Source organism: Sphingomonas sp. OV641 (assembly GCF_900109205.1).
GTDB lineage: Bacteria > Pseudomonadota > Alphaproteobacteria > Sphingomonadales > Sphingomonadaceae > Sphingomonas.
Genome location: NZ_FNZB01000006.1, coordinates 1 through 17,315, shown reverse-complemented (window position 1 = coordinate 17,315; position 17,315 = coordinate 1). Strand labels below are relative to the sequence as shown.

Below are 17,315 nucleotides of genomic sequence, written 5' to 3'. Positions count from 1 at the left end.
CGCCTGCGGGCGTCGCCCTTCGCGCATGCTTCATCATCGCCCGCGCAGGACGCCTCGCCCACGGTGCTTCGCACCGCGGCCTTGCGCCAGCGCGCGCTCACCTGAAAGGTCCGGCACCATGACCGTCCAGCGCGACATGTTCGACGGCGACCCGTTCGCGCCCGAGCCGATACCTGCGGCACCGGACCCGGTCGCTCGGGTCGACGAGCCGGCACCCGCCGGCGGCGACCACGACGGCAATGCCGTCGCGCTCGCCCCGCTGGCGGTGCCGTGCGGCTTCCGCAACCGTCGCAATGAACCCTGCCGGCGTCTCGCCGAGCGACCCATCCTGATGAACGGCCAGCCCTTCGTCCATCGTGGTCACCAGCTGCTCCAGTGTCCGCGTTCCTGCTGGCTAGACGATGACAGCGCGGTCGAGCCGGAAATCACCGACCCGCACGGCGATGACGCCGATGCCAACCGCGACCCGGATGATCCGGGAATCCAGGAAATGCCGGATTATGATATCGGGGATGACGGCGGTCAGTATGATTGGGACTGATCCTGCTGTGCTGCTGTGCTGCTGTGCCTGCTGTGATGGCTGCGAGAGCGTCGTAGGAGAGCAGGGCGGGGCGTCCCGCCTTGTGGGCGGCACCGGGCTCTATTCGGCCCTGGCGGGCCTCACGGAGCCCCCTGGCGGGGTCTCCGCCCTGCGGGTGACGATCCCTATGCCGGCGCCGGGCGTCCTGCGCGCGGGCGACGGCAGCTGGTTCGCCCTCTCGGGCTCACTGGCGCTGCCTCTACGGCGCTGCGCCGTGCCGGCGCATCACCGCCGCCCGTGCTCGGTCCGACCCGGCGTGCCCACCACAACATAATATTTTCTCTCTCTGTGATGAGGAAGTCTGGCATGCGGGGTTGGCGGGCCGTCAAGGACGCGCGGTCCCCCCAATTTTCACGCACCCTTCCGTCTCCGCTTCGCTCCGCCTCCAGGGCACGAGAAAATCGGCTCCCCCGCGCGCGAGCGTTAACCGGGGTCCGCGACCCTGCGGGCCGCGGCTTCCCGGTTAACGTCCCTGACCGCCCTGACCGCCGCATGCCGGATGAGATTCCTCACCGAGAGAAGGTGAGATTTTCAACTCATGGAGGCTATCATGACCAAGTACAGCAACTTCAACGACATGGGCCGCGCGATCAACGAGCGCCGCGCCGACGAGCACACCACCGAGACCTATCAGGGGGCGTTCATCGAGGCGAGCGAGATGGCGAAGCTTTCCATCGTCAGCGAAGCCGAGAAGCTGGACATGCCCGACCCGGAGCAGGCCGCACACGCCGTCGAGCAGATGCTGGCGACGATGTTCGACGTGTTCCGCGACACTCGCATGGAGGAGTTCGCCGCCGACCTCGCATGGGGCTTCGTCAACAGCTTCCACATGGTGGCCAAGCGCATCGAGGGCCGTGAGGATGACGCCGCCAAGAAACTTGGCGACCTGGTGCGCAGCTACGACCCCTCGGAGATCTACGCGGTGGAGCTCGAAGAGACCCAGCTGCTCTGCCAGACCCTCGAGAATTGCGCCGAGGCGATGCGCTGCATGCGGGACCACGCCGGGAACGTGTATCGCGTCGAGACCGGACGGCCCTTCTCGACCGTCCGCGGCAGCAGGGTGTCGTCCAAGCTGACCGCCTCGATGATCGACGGTGCCGACTATCTGGCGGCACGCGCGGCAAAGCGTCGGGACGAGCACAACCCGAGCGGCCCGATTGTCGCCTTCTCGGGCGGCATGGAATGGCACGACCACGAGCAGCTCTTCGAACGCCTCGACCAGATCAAGCGTCGCATCCCGTCGATGGTCCTGATGACCACCGCCATGAACAAGGGTGCCGACGCCATCGCAGCGTCGTGGGCGGCCTCGCGCGAGGTCAAGCTGGTGCGCATGTTCCTCGACAAGCGCCACGGCAACCGGGGCGGGTTCCTCCGCAACGACCGCATCGCCTCGCTGCGTCCCGTCGAAGCGATCGTCTGCGAAGGATCGGGCGTCCAGATCGACTTCGCTCGCAAGTTGCGTACCGCCGGCGTACCGCTCCACGTCTTCCGCAAGGACGGACAGGCACCGGTGCAGCCGAGCCAGCGCAGCCGCCGCGCCTGACGCACCCACGGAAGGGCTCCGGGCAACCGGAGTCCTTCCCCTTTTTTACGTCGCCCTGGGCGGCGCTCCGGGGCATCGAGCCCCATCGCGCCGCGTGGGACTGACCTATCGGTCGATCACGCCACGTTGCCCGCTCGGCACGGCTCGCTCGCGGCAGGGCAATGCCGTCGCATTGCCACTGCCAGCTACGCCTCGCCGGTGCCGGGGTCGATACCGACACCCGTCGCATCGCCTCGCTCGCTTTGCGGTCATCGCTGAATGCGATGACCAGCGCGCTACGCCTCGGCCGATACGACTGGCGATCGTCGTTGAACACCAATCGGCACGCCTCGCTTGCTTCACGGCGATCCCTTCGGATCGCCGGTTCGCTACGCATCGCCGTGCCGATCGCGTTGGCTTATCGACCGCGCCGTCTCGCTCGCATCGCGGCCACGCCTGCGCGTGTCACGCTCGCTACGCATCGACCGGCGCGGTTCAACCGGCGTCACGCTTGCGGCATCAGCACGGCTCGCTGGCGGGCGCGGCGATGCCGTCGCATCGCCTGCACTGCCGCTGCGCATCGCGCCGTGCCGATCGCACCCATTGATCGGCCACGCCGTCTCGCTCGCATCGCGGCCACGCCTGCGCATGTCGCGCTCGCTACGCATCGACCGGCGCGTCTCACCCGGCATGTCGCTTGCCGCATCGGCACGGCTCGCTGGCGGGCGCGGCGATGCCGTCGCATCGCCTGCGCTGCCGCTGCGCATCGCACCGTGCCGATGCCATCGCGCAGGAGCTGACCGGCACGGCTCGCTCGCTTCACGGCGATCCCTTCGGATCGCCGGTTCGCTACGCATCGCGGTGGCGATCGCGCTAGCTTATCGACCGCGCCCGTCTCGCTCGCATCGCGGCCACGCCTCCGCGTGTCGCGCTCGCTACGCATCGACCGGCGCGGTCCGACCGAAGCCCGGCTCGCTCGCGGTGCCGCAATGCCTGCGCATTGCGAGCACCAGCTACGCATCGCTCGGGCACCCGGTCCTGCGGACCGACCCCGTGGCAGGATGATCGACCATGCCGATCCTGACGGATCGGAAGGGGGAGGGGAACCGGAGATGATGGTTCCAATGGGAGACAGACCATGTCGATCACCTTCTTCCTCAGCGTCGATCGCAAAGCCGACGCCGCGCCCGCCGTCATCACCGCCCGCCAGCTTGCCGCGTTCCGCGCCTTCGCCCGCGAACGTGGCCAGCTGCTCGAAGACGAGGATGATGACCCGCTCGTGTCGTGCTCGTTCGAAGCTCGCGTCTGCCCCTGGTCGCTCGCGTCGATCTGCGCGATCTTCGATCACGATGTGGGTGTCATCGCCGTGGTCGAGGAAGCCCAGTTCCGTGGCCTCAACGTGCGCTTCTGGCACGATGACGCGACCCGCACGATCACGATGCGCGTCGCCAGCACCCCGGACGGCGCAGCGGAGATCAATCTCGCGAACGGCAACGCCTTCCACGTCCTCGACGCGCTACGACTTTCGGACGATAATTGCGGCAGCATGCCCATCGGGCAACTACGCGAAACACTCGGCCAGCCCTATGTTCGCCGCGACCTTGGTCGCCTCGATGGTCGTTACCTCGAACGCTTCGACACCCTCGCTGCTCAGGCCGACACCAGTGAAGGGATACGCATGGTCTGGGGATAGCCTCCCTCCAGTCGCCATCGCGTCGGGGAGCATCGGGCTTCGCCTCGATGCTCCCCATTCTTATGCCTGAATGGACCGAAGCTTCGCCAACTCGGCCCAAGCATTGAAAAGGGGAGCGCCTAACGGCAGCTCCCCTTCTATTTGCATGATGGGCTTGAGCCCGCTTTCGCGCTGACCCGCTTACGCGGTCAGGCGCTTCACGGTCTCGGCGATCCCGAGTTTCTTGATCGCTCCAATGATCGCGCTGAACTGGGCAGGATCGGCCTTCATCAACCCCGACCGTTCCACCTCCTTCAGCAGCTCCGAACGCTCACGATCGGCCAGTTGCTTGCGGCGTTCGTTGAGCCGCTGTTCGTCCGCCTCAAGCTGTGCCCGTTCCTGCTCGATACTCCGTGCCATATGACCTGCCTTTTCTGATCGTGGATCGGCCTCCATTTCCCACGATGCCAGCACCGCTCCACCGGCACAATAGCGACACTCATAATCGCTCGCTGGTCCGGCTTTACCGGACCAGCATGAGGCGACGGACACTGCCCTTCGGCCAGGTCCGTCGTGGGGCGGGATTGCTCCGCCCAATACCCTTCGGTCCAGTCCGGTGGTCGCCTGCCTGCGGCGCTTACTCTCCCGGAACCCAGTCCAATGATCGGACATCCAGCCATGATGCCACCACCACCGCGACAGTCCCTAAGGATTTGCACACCGTACGCGGCACGCCGCAGGTTAAGTGTCTGTAATTGCCGGTGTTTGCAGGGGCAAACATGTTTGCCCCTGCAAACGCCTTGGTGGTTCTCCCCTAAGCGCTTGAGAACGCGCGAAAATCCCTGTTTGCAGAGTGAATGCGTTTTCACTCTATACCTCGGGACCAGGCTGTAGTATTTTCCACTCTCCGAAAACCCCACCAGCCACTTTCAAGTGGGTGGTGAATGTCTAACTCGACGATAGCCTTCAGACTTTCGTCTGAAGAGATTGCGGCACTTGATCGTGTAGCCGCGAAACGGTCGTGCTCCCGGTCTGAGGCCGCGCGCACTGCGCTTATGTTCGGTATCCGTTTCGCTGAGGCCGAGCATACTTTCAACATCACCCGTGCGGTCCTCGTTCTCGAGTACATGCAGGCGGCGATCGACGTGATTATCACACGCGATCACGGCGACGTCGTACCCCAGCTTCGCGAAGCCGCGAAGGAGCGCCTGGCGACGTTCCATGCGTAGCGGCGACATCCGGTTCAACGGTCAGGCGGCGACCGTAAAGCACCATTCCGCGCGGGGGCGAATCACCCGCAACTCGGGCAATTTCACCCGCGGTTCGCAGCTTCTCGCCAGTCAGTACAAGATGACCTGGGCGGGCCTCCAGGTGCCCATCTGGATATGGCTGGGGACGTTCATCGTCCTGTTCAATATCTTCGTCTGGCTGGGCCTCGCCGAGCATGAGTTCCAGCTCGACCTGATGAAGCTCTATTCCGCCATCTGGACGTGGGTCGGCGGGGACAAATTCCACCTCATCAACCTGACCTTGCGAAACGGCATCGTGACCAAGGTTCCGATCGGCTACGTCCCCTACGAACCCCATGTCGTTCATGCCTGGGCGAAGACGGTCAAGATCTTCCTGACGACACTCGTCATGTCGGCCTTCATCGCAGCACCGATCATCATGTGGTTCATCATGTGGGCAAACAAGCGCGGCAGCGACATGCTCCAGGAACGCCACAACCGCGGCGCCCTGTTGGTCGAGCGTGACGTGCTCGTCAAAACTGTCAGCGGCCACAACCGGCGCAAGTTCCGCACCGAGTGCGCCGAACACGATCCGCCGTACGTCCCCGAACTCGTCGCCAAGGCTCCGATCCTCGATCGGATCGACCGGGGCATCCACGTTCCATACACGATCGCCGGCATCCCCTATCCGTGGCGGCTCGAACAGAGCCATACCATGCTCATCGGCACCACCGGCACCGGCAAGACGACCCAGCTGCGCAGCCACGTCTCGCAGCTTCGCGCGCGCGGTCATCGCGCGGTCATCTTTGACCTGACCGGCGTGTTCGTGGAGACGTTCTACAACCCAGAAACGGACGTCATTCTCAACCCTATGGACGAGCGTTGCGCGCCGTGGACGCTGTTCGACGAATGCCGCAACTATGCCGACTTCGTTTCGGCCGCATCGGCCCTCATTCCCTCGCATCCCGACGACAAGGAACCGTTCTGGCAGAACGCCGCGCGGATGCTCTTCATCGAGATGTGCCTGAAGCTTCAAGAGATGGGTGAGGCGAACAACGCCGCGATCGCGCACCACCTGATGCAGGCCGATCTGAAGTCGATCAACGCCAAGCTCGATGACACCATCGCCGCCCCGCTGACGACCGAGAAAGCCGCCCGCATGGCGGAATCGATCCGCTCGGTTCTGAACGTCAACGGACAGGCGCTACGCTTCATGCCGGACCCTGTCCCGGGCGGCCCGCCCGCCTTCTCGATCCGCGACTGGATCGCGACCGACAATCGCGACGGCTCGATCATGTTCATCACCGGCTCGTACAACGACCTCGAGATGACCCGCGGTCTGTTCACGCTGTGGATCGATCTGGCCGTCAACAACCTCATGCGCCTGCCCAAGACCCGTGACCTGCGGACCTGGTATCTGTTTGACGAAGTCCATGCGCTTCACGCGCTTCCTGGTATCGAGCATGGCCTCCAGTCGGCCCGCAACTTCGGCGGTGCGTTCGTCCTTGGGATCCACTCGTTCGACAAGCTGGTCGCGACCTATGGCTTGCAGAACGCGACCGCGCTCACCGGACTTGCGCGCACCAAGCTGATCCTCGCCACCGCCGATCGAACCACAGCCGAAAAGTGCTCCGAGTTCATCGGCAGCCGCGAGGTCCGCCAGATGGATGAGGCCTACAGCTACGGCTACAACAACACCCGCGACGCCTCGACCCTCACGCCTCGCACGGCGATCGAGCCGCTGGTCATCCCCGACGACATCAACAACCTGCCGTCGCTCCACGGCTTCGTGAAGTTTCCCGATGGATTTCCTGCTGCGCGGATCGAACTCAAATACCGCTCCTATGCCGAGGTCGCGCCGGGGGCGGTGCCCCGCAAGAACTTCAAGCCTACCGAATACGTCTCGCCGGAAGACCGGCGTCGTCAGAACACCCGGAACAATGGCGCGGATGAGGGGGGTGAGGGTGGCCGCGAGCATACCCCCACACGGCCTGTGGGGGGCGTGGAGGCGAAGGAAAGGCAAGAGCCGGACCTGACCGCCTCGCAGCCCGAGAAGCCGCGTAGCGAGGCTGAAAAGGCGGCTGCGGCGATGGAGGTCACCGGGTCGCTGCCGGTGGTGATCGATCAGATAACCGGCAAGGGCGTCGCCAGCAGCCCGACCGGCGTCGATGCCGTCCGCGCGTCGGATGCCGCAACGAGGGTCGGGGGCGAACCTTCCAAGCCTGTGACGGGAGGTTCATCCAGTCTGGATGCCCAACTCGGCGGCATGGGCATGTCCCTGATCGAGAACCGTGCGGGTCCGCAGAGCGGGGTGGATCCGACGCGCGGCGAGGCGTCACGCCATGCCCCGGAAAGCCGGTCCGATCGCGGTGATGCCGATCGCCACGAGGACCAGGCGACCCGCGAATTGCGCGATGGGTTTGCGACGCAGCGCGACCCCGATCACCACCATCGTCATCACGGCCCGGATCATTCGCCGGAGATCGATGACGACATGGACATGGGGATGTAGCCGATGCTGTCGGTCGCTTCCGTCAAGTCCGCCTCCGGCGCGGCGCAGTATTTCGCCAAGGACGATTACTACACCGCCGAGCATTCGTCCGAGGCGACCGCCTGGGGCGGGGTGGGCGCGGCCGACCTTGGCCTCAAGGGCGAGGTGACCAAGGAAGACTTCGAGAAGATCCTCAACGGCGAGATGCCCGATGGCGAAAAGGTCGGGCAGGTCGAGGGTCGCAGGCTCGGTGTCGACCTGACCTTCTCGATGCCGAAGTCCGCCAGCGTAATGGCCTATGTCGCTGGCGACACCCGTGTCCTCACCGCGCATATGAACGCCGTAAAGGCGACGATGGGATGGGTCGAGAAGACCTTCGCCGAAGGCCGCACCTACGATCAGTCCAGGTCAGGGGATGCGGTGCGAACCGGCAACCTCGTCTATGCGCTGTTCCAGCACGACACGAGTCGCGCGCTCGATCCACAGGGCCACATCCATGTCCTGATCGCCAACATGACCAAGATGGCGAACGGGGCATGGCAGGCGCTCCACAACCAGCAGCTGTGGAAGAACAACACGACCATCGGCGCGGCCTACCACGCGCAGTTTCGCGCCGAGCTGGCGAAGATCGGCTACGAGACCAGCGTCACCGGCAAGCACGGCCAGTTCGAGATCGCCGGCGTGCCCAAGCAGGTGATCGACACCTTCAGCCAGCGGCGCGCCGATATCCTGGCGAAAGCCGGCGAACTCGGTGTCACCTCCGCCGAGGCGTTGCGCAAGGTGACCAACAATACCCGCGACGCCAAGCTGGACGTCGAGGATCGCGATGCCCTGCGTCAGAAGTGGCGCGACCGGGCGGCCGCGCTCGGGTTCGACGGCAAGGCGCTGGTCGATGCCGCGCGCGAGCGTGCTGGCGCCAGCGGCCTCGATGCCCAGCCACGACCGATGGAGCGCCTCGGTGACGTCCTGGCCAATCTCCGCGAAAGCCTGGGCGAGTTATTCCGACCCGCCGATCCGCTCGTCGCCAGCGGCCTCGACCGGCTGCGCATCGCGCCGGTGGATCTGCGCGCCCAGCACGCCGTCGCCTCCGCGATCCGCATCCATGCCCAACGCGAAGCCGCGTTCGCGGTGCCGGACATCACCAGGACCGCGCTCGACCTCGGGCTGAAGGGTGTCACCGCCGCGCATGTCGACGCGCGCGTCTCCGAGCTCATCCGCAACGAGAAGCTGATTCCGGGCAAGGATGACCGGATCGACAGCGTCGTCACCCATGTCACGACGCCCGAGGCGCTCGCGACGGAGCGCGGCATCCTTGCAGAGATCGAGCGCGGCAAGGGGGAGGGGCGGGTGATCGTCTCCGCCGACACCGTTATCGAGCGGATCAACGCCGCATCGGGCGACAAGGAACTCAATGCAGGGCAGATGGCGGCCGCGACGATGGCGCTCACTTCCGCCGATCGCATCGTCGCGGTCCAGGGCGTCTCGGGCGCCGGCAAGTCGACCATGCTGGCGAGCGTCGCGCGCAATGTCGAGCAGGAAGGCGGCAAGGTGGTCGGTCTCGCGCTCATGAAGGCGACCGCCGATCGTCTCGGCGCCGAAGCCGGCATCGAGAGCCGCACCGTGTCCTCGTTCGTCCACAGCTATGCCCGCCACGCGCTCGCTGGGAAGGGCGCGGGCTATGACGGCGCGCGAGACGCGCTCGCCGGCACCACGCTCATCCTCGACGAAGCCTCGATGGTCGGCTCGGAGCAGATGAAGCACCTGGTCGGCATCGCCAATGCGCTCGGCGTCGATCGCTTCCTGATGATCGGCGATCGCCAGCAGATCACCGCGGTCGACGCCGGCAAGGCGTTCGCGCTCGCGCAGGCCGGCGGGATCACGCTGGCGCGGATGGACGAGAATCTGCGCCAGCGCACCGAGCAGCTGCGCACCGTCGCCGCGCTGACCAACCGCGGCGAGGTGCGCGAGGCGATGGCGATGCTCGGCGACAAGGTCACCGCCAACCCCGAGCATGTGAAGGCCGCGGCCGAACACTGGCTGGGCCTAACCCCCGAACAGCGCGAGACCACCGCGATGTTCTCGTCGGGCCGCGTCGCGCGCGCAGAGCTCAACGTGCGCATCCAGGACGGCCTCGCCGCGGAGGGCACGTTGAAAGGGGACGGCGTCGTCACCCCGGTCCTCGACAAGGTCAACGTCACGCGCGAGGAACTCCGCTACGCGCATACCTATAAGCCCGGCCAGGTGATCGACCTGCGCCATGCCATGCGCGAGCTCGGCCTCAGCCCCGGCACCTATGACGTGCTCGGCGTCGACGCGAAGGGGCGCGTTCAGGTCCAGATCGGCAACCGGGTACGGACCTTCGATCCGCAGAAGATATCGCCGGTCGACAAGACCGACGCGATGCAGCTCGCCCAGCGCGAGCAGATCAAGCTGCATGAGGGCGACAAGATCCGCTGGACCCAGAACGACAAGGACCGCGGCCTCAACAACAACGATATCGCCCGCGTCGTCTCGGCCGACCCGTCGGGGATCAAGGTGGAGGCGAGCGACGGCACCCTCCACGAGCTGAAGGCGGGCGATCCGATGATGGAGCGGATCAGCCTCGCCTACGCGCTCAACATGCACGCGGCGCAGGGCATCACCACCGACACCGCGATCGCGGTGATGAGCCACAGGGAATCGAACCTCTCCAACCAGCGGCTGTTCAACGTCACCGTCACGCGCGTCCGCGACGACATCCAGCTGTTCACCGACGACCGCGAGAAGCTGACCGCCGCGATCGAGCGCAACGAGGGCAACAAGACCTCGGCGCTCGAGACCACCGGCGCGCTGTCGATCGACCCCGATCGCGGCGCTGCCGGCGCAGCCACGAAAGCCGGCGCGGGCGAGACCTTCAATCCGACCCTGCCGCCCGACCTCGATCGCGCACCCGAGAAGACTGGCGGCGAAGCCACCCCCAGTACGGACCGATCCGAGCCGCGCGGGAAAATCGACATCCGCACCGATCCCTCGCTCGACCTCTCCCGGTTCAGCGTCCCGGTCGAGCCCAAAGGGCCTGAACTTCCCTACCCCGAAAAGGACATCGGACTGGAGCTATGAGCATGACCACATCATCACCGACCTGGGACCAGGTGATCGCCACCAAGCACTGGCACGCCTGCGACCTCGACACTCATACGCTCACGCAATGCAGCCAGCTCGCGCGGCGCGACGATGCGCTCGACTGGGGCGGCGAAACGCTTGCGATGGCCGCGATTTTCGGCCTGACCTACGTCTTACTCCTGCCGCTCACCCGCGCGCTGCGTGCCCTCCGGGTCCGGTCCGAGCCAGCACGATGAGCCTCGCCGACCGCGACTATATGCACGGGCCTCCCCGCATCGGTCGGACCTCGCGGCTCGACACGCCGCCCTGCGACGCGATCGAGGGAACGGCCGAGTATGGCCATCAGGCCCGCAGGAAGCCCGTGGAGCCACGGTCAACCGCACCACGCATGATCGTCCCGCTGACGCGCCGGTTGCGTCAGGCGGGACTCCTGGCGGCCGCGGTGGCGGCTTTCACCTTCGCCTGGGCGGTCGGATGCGGAATCGTCAGCGCGTCGCTTCACACCGATGGTGGAATTTTCGTTCCGCCCGCAACCCAAGGTACGCCCGGTGGACGGTAGTTTCCCTTTTCGCTTCCGGCGCCAACCCGAGCCGACGCACGCGACCCTCACGATCGCCGAAACCGCGGATCTGACGGCAGCGGCGCTTGAAGCGGTCCGCGCCGGTGACGGGGGCCGGCTCGCGGTATTCGGCGATGGCGACGCGATCGCCGAACTCGCCGACCAGGTCCGCGACCAGCTGATCGACCCCGCGCGCGGCAACTGGGACTTCTTCGCAGACCATCCGAGCGACTATGCACGCTCGTCCGCGATCGAAGCGTTCCTTCCCGACGATCCTGACGTTTGCTCGGGCTACACCTGCGCTTCGCGCTATGTGCTGCTCCGCGCGATCCAGCATGCCGGCGATGAACCTGGTGCGACCCTTTCGGCCGTCCGCGATCTGATACGGGATCTCCCGCCGGAAGCCGTCGCAGAGGCGGCGGGACACGATTCTGGAAACGGTCACGCCCTGCGTTGGGGAATGACCGTGCTGGCCGGCGTGCGACGAGCGACCCACGCTTTCGCCGACCACGACCGGCTGATGCCCAGGATCTCCATCGCGCGCTGGCTGGCAGGATCGGCGTCGACCATCCTGTTCGTACGACGCGAACCTGGACTGACTTCGAGCGAGGTTGTCGCCGTCGAGGCCTCGCTGCGCGATCACGCGATGCTGTCCAGAATGGACGTGTTTCCCCTGGCTCTCCCCTCGCAGTCGATGGAGGTGGTCGATGGGCATCGATGATCGCGACTATATGCGCGATCGCTACCGCAAGCGGCAGGGGCTCGATCCCGGTGCGACGCAATGGAACGATCGCAAGGCACGGGTCGAGCTGAACCGCTTCGGGTTCAGGAAATCGGTGCCGCTGGGGAGCGCGAGCTGGATATCTGGCGGATCGAAAGGGTCGTGGTTCGAAGCCAGGAACAGGGGCCACGATTATCAGCGCGGTCGATGGCGGCCCCGCCCGCGCTTCACGCCGGCCCCTTACTGGCAGGCGCTGGGCGTCGGTGTTGCCATCGCACTGGTCCTTGCGGCCTGGGCCGGGCAGGGCCAGATCAAGCGCGCAACCTCCAGCCTGTTCGCGTCAATCGTGGGGACGAACACCGGTTTTCCGGAATCGGGAACGGTCGCCGTCTCCTCCAGCGTCGACCTGCGAACCGTCAGAAGCCACCTGACCATTCAGGGTGCGGCAGACAATAGCATCGTCCAGCTGCTCGATCCGGCGACGGCGAAGAACCGGCTGTCGGTCTATGTCCGCGCCTTCGAGCGTGTCACCGTGCCAGCCCCGCTCGGCCAATATCGCGTCCGCTTCATCCACGGCCGCGAATGGGCAGATTCTCGGACCTTCTTCGGCAAGGGCACGCTGCACGACGAGGTTGCCGGCGTGATGCTGTTCACGCGACGGGTCGGGCACACGCTCGATCTTCGTCTGGGGGCCGACAGCAATCTCGTGGTCCGGCGCATCGCCGCCAAACCGGCCTCGATCCAGTGACACTGTCCTTCATCCACGCGCGGGGATTTCGCATCGCACCGCCAGGACCGGCCCCCGCGCGCCGGCACGGCGATCAACCGGGACAGGAGACATGAGCAACTGGGATTTCGAGGAAATGGGCGAGTTCGGCTCGGATGCCGACGCAGACCGCTGGGCGAAGCGCAACAACATCGCCCCGCAGGATGTCCGCATTCGCCGCAAGGGGGACGGGGTTGAGCTGGAGGTCCGGCGCTCGGCGCTGGGCGACAGCAGCGCCCGCCACGATGACCGTCGCGACGGCCGACGCAACGGTTTCTTCTGAAAACGGCCAGGGAAGGAGTACACACGATGAAACTGAAGATGATCGCCGCGCTGGGGCTTGCCGCCCTCTCCGTGGCCTTGCCGTCGGCCGCCAGCGCGCAGTCGTCGGCGCCGGTCCTGCTCGCGATGGCGAGCTTCGCCGGAAGTCATGCCGGCACCGATGCCGCGCGCGAGGTCGAGGCGAAGAAGGCGCGCTATCGCGCGCACGCGCTTCACAACGGCAAATGCAAGGACTGCGCGGACTGTCCCGACTGCAAGGACTGTGACGAAGCCGCGAAGAAAGTTGCGGCGGACGAGGAGCGTGCCGGGATCTGCGATCCCGCAGCGCATGCGAAGAAGGCGGGCGCCGGTGCTTGATCGCACCCGCATGCTCGTCGTGACGGCCGCGCTCGCGGCCGTCACACCTTCAATGGCCCACGCCCAGAAGCTGGGGCAGGGCGGCACCGGCGTCGACGAGACGACCGCCGTGCCGCAATGCCAGGTGCCGCTCGGCGTTGCCGCGCTGGTTGAGGAGAAGGCCGCCAACCCGGCCGATGGCCTGTCGCCGCAACTGCAGGCGCTCATGCGCATGGCGGAGATGCAGAACGGCGGTTCGACCGCGCGCGTCGACGCGCTGCCACTGGTCAAGCTGATGATCGCGCGATCCAATTGCTTCCGCGTCGCCGATCGCGGCGAGGCGTTCAGCGCGCTCGAACGCGAACGCGCGATCAATGGCGGGACTGCCACAACCCGGCCTGTCACCAAGGCGGATTATCTGATCGAGGTGAAGGTGGTCTATTCCGACGCCAAGTCGCGTGAGAGCGGGGGCGGGGTCGGCGGTGTGTTCGGCGGGGCGGTCGGGCTCAAGTCGAAGACACTCGAAAGCCAGGTGCTGATGACGCTGGTCGACGTGAACACCGGCATCCAGGAAGCGGTCGCCAGCGGGTCGGCGCGCAAGAAGGATATCGGCGTCGTGGGCGGTGGGCTGTTGCTCGGCCTTGGCGTGGGTGCGCTCGGTGGAAGCTACGCCTCGACCGACATCGGCAAGATCACCACGCTGGCGACGCTCGATGCGTTCCGCAAGCTGATCGAGGATGCACGGCCACGGCTCGAGGCGAGGCTGGTGCCGGCCAAGCCGCCCGCAATGGTGCCTCCCGCCTCCGCGCCGCTACCGGCGCAGGCGGTTCAACCGCTGCCGCAGCCAAATCCGGGAACGCCGAAACGATGATCCGCAAGAAATCGACCCGCGCGGCCGAGATCGCATTTGCCGACGAAGTGATGGCGTCCGACGAGTTCGCGGCTCTCCCCGAGCGCGTGCGATCGACGGTGCGGAACCATCGCCAGGGGATGCGGGGCGAGCGCGAGACCGCCTATATGCTCGATCACCAATTCGGGCCTGACAACGACCGCAACCTGCTTATCCACGATCTGCGCCTGCCGGACGGGCAGGGCGGGTTCGCGCAGTTCGATCATATCCTGCTGTCGCGGGCGTCGCGCACCGCCTCGATCTTCGAATCCAAGAACTACTCTGGCCGGATCTCGAAGAACGAGCATGGCGAATGGATGGTCTGGTATCGCTCGCAACGTCAGCCGCAGAACATCCCCAATCCGGTCGAACAGGCCAAACGACAACGCAAGGTGCTGCAGGCGTGGCTGAAGCGAAAAGGGCATGACAGGGCGTTCGCGGAGGTCGGCGTATTCGTGTCCGTTCCGCCCACCGCGATGATCGACCGTTCCAAAATCGGCAGCGACGAGCCGATCTACAAATGCGACAACCTTTACAAAGCCTGGGTGCCGTTCGGCGGGTCATCGCCCCTGGGACGAATGTTTTCGACCGGCGTCACCGCCGCGCAGATGGTCGAGATCGCCGACCAGCTCATCGCCGACCATGTCCAGGAGGGCGATATCTATACCCGCCTCGGCATCGTTCCTGACAGCACGGACGCCGCCGATACGTCTCATACCGGCGACCCGTCTGGGCCGATCAACATGCCCATCGTCCAGGCCGCGTCTGTGCCGGAATTGCCGCCGTACGTCGAGGCAGAGCCTGTCACTGTTCATCCGGCGCAAAGTCCCTCCACATCGGTAGCGGTTGAATGCACCGTTTTGGAGGTATCGCCCCCTGCCAAGGCGGTTCCCGTCAAGGCGGGCGCACCTATCGAGGTATGCGCCGGGATCGTCGAGCGGACACTGCCAGATGGCCGCATCGCATTCAGGGCCGCGCGCGACGATGAGATCGGCAGGGAGGTTCTTTCCGCGTTGTGCAAGGGCAAGGCGATCTGGAACCCGAGATTCTCCAACTGGATCTGCGTGCCCGACGTCGCCGACGTGATCCGGGCTGCACTTCCCGATGCGATCAGGGTCGGCCACGTCGCATGAATATGATCAGCCTGCCCCGGCCCGAATGCCCGTATTGCCATGAGGCGATGCGCCGCTGGCCGCTGGGGCAGCACATGCTGGTCTGCGACACCTGCCGCCGTCCGATCGTGCGCTACCTCGCTGCGCCCTCGCGTCGGATCTTTCGGCTGCGCCCGCTCTACAGCGTCATCAACGCCATCGCGCTGTTCATTCTGGTCGCGACCTTTCTCGCCATCGTGATCGCCCGCGCCGACATCCGGCATATCATGCTGGCCGTCGCGATCCCCATCGCGATGTTCGGCGCGAGCGATATCGGCGATGGCTGGCTGTCCTGGCGTACCTCGCTCGATCGAGGGTGGAACCACCTTCGCAAGGGTCGCAAGGCGCGGCTGATCGGGCTGGCACGCGCAGCGTTCGGCATCGCCGGCTGTGCTGTCGCCATCTTCGGGCTACTTGCCTACGGCGACATGACCACTCCACGAAAACCGCTTGCCCATCAGGCTGGTCGGCCATGATTCCCTTCTGCCTGATCCTGGGCGACAGCACCGCGGTCGGCACGGCGCAGGCATTGGCAGCACAGGGCATACGCTGCGAGGTTCATGCGCGCGTGGGTGCCGGTTCGGCCGAGATCGAGCGGCGGGTGAGGGGCGCTTCGGCCGCCACCGTCGCCCTCATCGCACTCGGGTCGAACGATGCCGCCAGTCCGGCGCTCCCAACCAACCTTCTTGCGCTCAGGCGGCGAACCACCGCCGTCAAGGTGGCCTGGCTTGCCCCCTACGACCTGCGCGCGTCATCCATTGTCACGTCGATCGCGGCACGTTTCGGCGACACCGTCATCCCGCTGCGGGCGCAACCGAGCCGGGATGGCATCCATCCGGTCAGCTATCGCCCCGTCGCCAAGTCGCTGCGGTGGGGGGCGGTCGCCCCCTTCAGAGCCGGCGTAGCGCCGGCGCCGATCGCGCGCGCGACCGTGCTGGTGATGAGCAGCCCACTCGGGTCGTGATCGCCATCTTCATGCCGCGAGCATCGGTCGCCGGAACCGAACGGCTCGACTCAATCCCGCTGGAACAAATCCGGCCCATATGACAGGCTGAACGTCATGGACCATCGCATCACCCACACCTGCGGCCATGAGCAAACCCATTTCATTGCCGGGTTCGCGTCGCAGCAGGAGCGCAAGGCCACCTGGCTGCGCACGACGGTCTGCGGCGCGTGCTACCGCAAGCAGCGCCAGGAAGAGAACGAGCGCGACGCCGCGGCCTCGCAACAAGCCGTTGCCCATCTGTCGCTGGCGCCGCTCAACGGCTCGGAACGACAGGTCAGCTGGGCAACGACCATTCGCGCGAAACGGATCGCCTTGCTGCGCAAGGATCAACCTCTCGATAGCGTCGAAACCGGCGCGGCGCTGCTCGGCATCGCGGACGCCAAATGGTGGATCGACAACCGCGACGCGACCGACGCGCAGTTGCTCGCCTCGGCAGGGGTGGCTCAGGCTCCCGGCTGAACCGGCGTCGTCACCGCATTCTTCAGCGGCGCGGGCTTCTTGCCGTCAGGCAGCGTCCTGCGGAGGTGCTCGTGGACGATCGCAGCCGAGAAGGGCTTCGGGATGAACGTCGCCTTCTCGGGCATGTCACCCGGATTGGGACGGATATTGCCGCTGGCGATCACGATCTCGATCCAGGGCCAGTGCTGTGCGACATGACGCGCCAGCGCAAAGCCGTTGATCGATCCCGGCATCTCGACATCGGAGAACAGCAGGATGGTGTTGTCGGCCTGCTCCTCCAGCAGCACGATCGCGGTATCGCCGTCCATCGCCTCATGACAGCGAAAGCCGGCGTCCTCCAGGATCAGCGTCATGTCCATCAGGATGATCGGGACGTCATCGACCGCGAGCGCGAAAGGTACGGTCGAAGTGTTCATCACCTCTACAACCGCCTGTATCTGTAGGCGCTTGCAATCGTAACTGGCGCAGTAGATGTCGATCATCGCGGACATCATCCTGGCCAACTCGCGTGTGGTCGGCGCATTTTCCCACCGGCTCATCGTTGGTTGGC

The 17,315-nt window shown here is 65.9% G+C and carries 19 protein-coding genes; 17 read left to right on the top strand and 2 right to left on the bottom strand.

What is annotated here, in order from left to right; all coding sequences use genetic code 11:
* Positions 1–118 precede the first annotated feature (118 nt).
* The 4 genes from BMX36_RS18100 (at position 119) to BMX36_RS18085 (ending at position 3,795) form a co-directional block, all read left to right on the top strand.
* Positions 119–541 carry a hypothetical protein gene (locus BMX36_RS18100; RefSeq protein WP_010409122.1) on the top strand — a complete coding sequence of 141 codons (423 nt, stop codon included), beginning with the start codon at positions 119–121 and terminating at the stop codon, positions 539–541.
* 589 nt (positions 542–1,130) lie between these two features.
* Positions 1,131–2,123, top strand: a complete 993-nt coding sequence (locus BMX36_RS18095; protein ID WP_037494485.1) for an SLOG family protein — start codon at positions 1,131–1,133, stop codon at positions 2,121–2,123.
* A 441-nt stretch (positions 2,124–2,564) separates the two neighbouring features.
* Complete coding sequence (locus BMX36_RS21415; protein WP_143058616.1) at positions 2,565–3,167, top strand: hypothetical protein; 603 nt, start codon at positions 2,565–2,567, stop codon at positions 3,165–3,167.
* Between the two features lie 73 nt (positions 3,168–3,240).
* Positions 3,241–3,795: a hypothetical protein gene (locus tag BMX36_RS18085; RefSeq protein ID WP_010409130.1), complete on the top strand. Its 555-nt coding sequence runs from the start codon at positions 3,241–3,243 to the stop codon at positions 3,793–3,795.
* Positions 3,796–3,975: 180 nt separating this feature from the next.
* Here the strand turns inward: BMX36_RS18085 and BMX36_RS18080 are convergent, their stop codons facing one another.
* Entirely contained in the window at positions 3,976–4,194 is a 219-nt protein-coding gene (locus BMX36_RS18080; RefSeq protein ID WP_010409132.1) for a hypothetical protein, read from the bottom strand.
* Positions 4,195–4,829: 635 nt separating this feature from the next.
* Between BMX36_RS18080 and BMX36_RS21815 the strand changes: the two genes are divergently transcribed.
* The 13 genes from BMX36_RS21815 to BMX36_RS18015 all read left to right on the top strand — a co-directional run bounded on the left by BMX36_RS21815 (position 4,830) and on the right by BMX36_RS18015 (position 16,765).
* A complete protein-coding gene (locus BMX36_RS21815) occupies positions 4,830–5,003 on the top strand; it encodes a hypothetical protein (protein WP_154651477.1) in 174 nt (57 codons plus the stop codon).
* Complete coding sequence (locus tag BMX36_RS18075; protein WP_093067857.1) at positions 4,996–7,515, top strand: type IV secretion system DNA-binding domain-containing protein; 2,520 nt, start codon at positions 4,996–4,998, stop codon at positions 7,513–7,515. Before BMX36_RS21815 ends, BMX36_RS18075 begins: the two co-directional genes overlap by 8 nt.
* Before the next feature lie 3 nt (positions 7,516–7,518).
* Positions 7,519–10,593, top strand: a complete 3,075-nt coding sequence (mobF, locus tag BMX36_RS18070) for a MobF family relaxase (protein ID WP_093067854.1) — start codon at positions 7,519–7,521, stop codon at positions 10,591–10,593.
* A 2-nt stretch (positions 10,594–10,595) separates the two neighbouring features.
* Positions 10,596–10,832 carry a hypothetical protein gene (locus BMX36_RS18065; protein ID WP_093067852.1) on the top strand — a complete coding sequence of 79 codons (237 nt, stop codon included), beginning with the start codon at positions 10,596–10,598 and terminating at the stop codon, positions 10,830–10,832.
* 312 nt (positions 10,833–11,144) lie between these two features.
* Positions 11,145–11,876 carry a type IV secretion protein gene (locus tag BMX36_RS18055; RefSeq protein WP_035386407.1) on the top strand — a complete coding sequence of 244 codons (732 nt, stop codon included), beginning with the start codon at positions 11,145–11,147 and terminating at the stop codon, positions 11,874–11,876.
* Complete coding sequence (locus BMX36_RS18050) at positions 11,863–12,624, top strand: hypothetical protein (protein WP_010409145.1); 762 nt, start codon at positions 11,863–11,865, stop codon at positions 12,622–12,624. Before BMX36_RS18055 ends, BMX36_RS18050 begins: the two co-directional genes overlap by 14 nt.
* 91 nt (positions 12,625–12,715) lie before the next feature.
* The gene (locus tag BMX36_RS18045) at positions 12,716–12,925 is read left to right on the top strand and encodes a hypothetical protein (protein ID WP_010409146.1); all 210 of its coding nucleotides are present in this window, start codon (positions 12,716–12,718) and stop codon (positions 12,923–12,925) included.
* A gap of 38 nt (positions 12,926–12,963) precedes the next feature.
* Entirely contained in the window at positions 12,964–13,281 is a 318-nt protein-coding gene (locus tag BMX36_RS18040; protein ID WP_131818623.1) for a hypothetical protein, read from the top strand.
* Positions 13,274–14,131: a CsgG/HfaB family protein gene (locus tag BMX36_RS18035; protein WP_010409149.1), complete on the top strand. Its 858-nt coding sequence runs from the start codon at positions 13,274–13,276 to the stop codon at positions 14,129–14,131. The genes BMX36_RS18040 and BMX36_RS18035 overlap by 8 nt, the downstream gene beginning before the upstream one ends.
* Before the next feature lie 119 nt (positions 14,132–14,250).
* A complete protein-coding gene (locus BMX36_RS18030; RefSeq protein ID WP_241527278.1) occupies positions 14,251–15,282 on the top strand; it encodes a nuclease-related domain-containing protein in 1,032 nt (343 codons plus the stop codon).
* Entirely contained in the window at positions 15,279–15,776 is a 498-nt protein-coding gene (locus BMX36_RS18025; protein WP_010409153.1) for a hypothetical protein, read from the top strand. The genes BMX36_RS18030 and BMX36_RS18025 overlap by 4 nt, the downstream gene beginning before the upstream one ends.
* Positions 15,773–16,264: a hypothetical protein gene (locus BMX36_RS18020; protein ID WP_010409155.1), complete on the top strand. Its 492-nt coding sequence runs from the start codon at positions 15,773–15,775 to the stop codon at positions 16,262–16,264. Before BMX36_RS18025 ends, BMX36_RS18020 begins: the two co-directional genes overlap by 4 nt.
* 96 nt (positions 16,265–16,360) lie before the next feature.
* A complete protein-coding gene (locus BMX36_RS18015; protein WP_010409157.1) occupies positions 16,361–16,765 on the top strand; it encodes a hypothetical protein in 405 nt (134 codons plus the stop codon).
* On the opposite strand, the gene BMX36_RS18010 is transcribed toward BMX36_RS18015, so the two are convergent.
* Complete coding sequence (locus tag BMX36_RS18010) at positions 16,750–17,118, bottom strand: response regulator (RefSeq protein ID WP_231472265.1); 369 nt, start codon at positions 17,116–17,118, stop codon at positions 16,750–16,752. The two genes, BMX36_RS18015 and BMX36_RS18010, sit on opposite strands and share 16 nt — an antisense overlap.
* Positions 17,119–17,315: the final 197 nt, after the last annotated feature.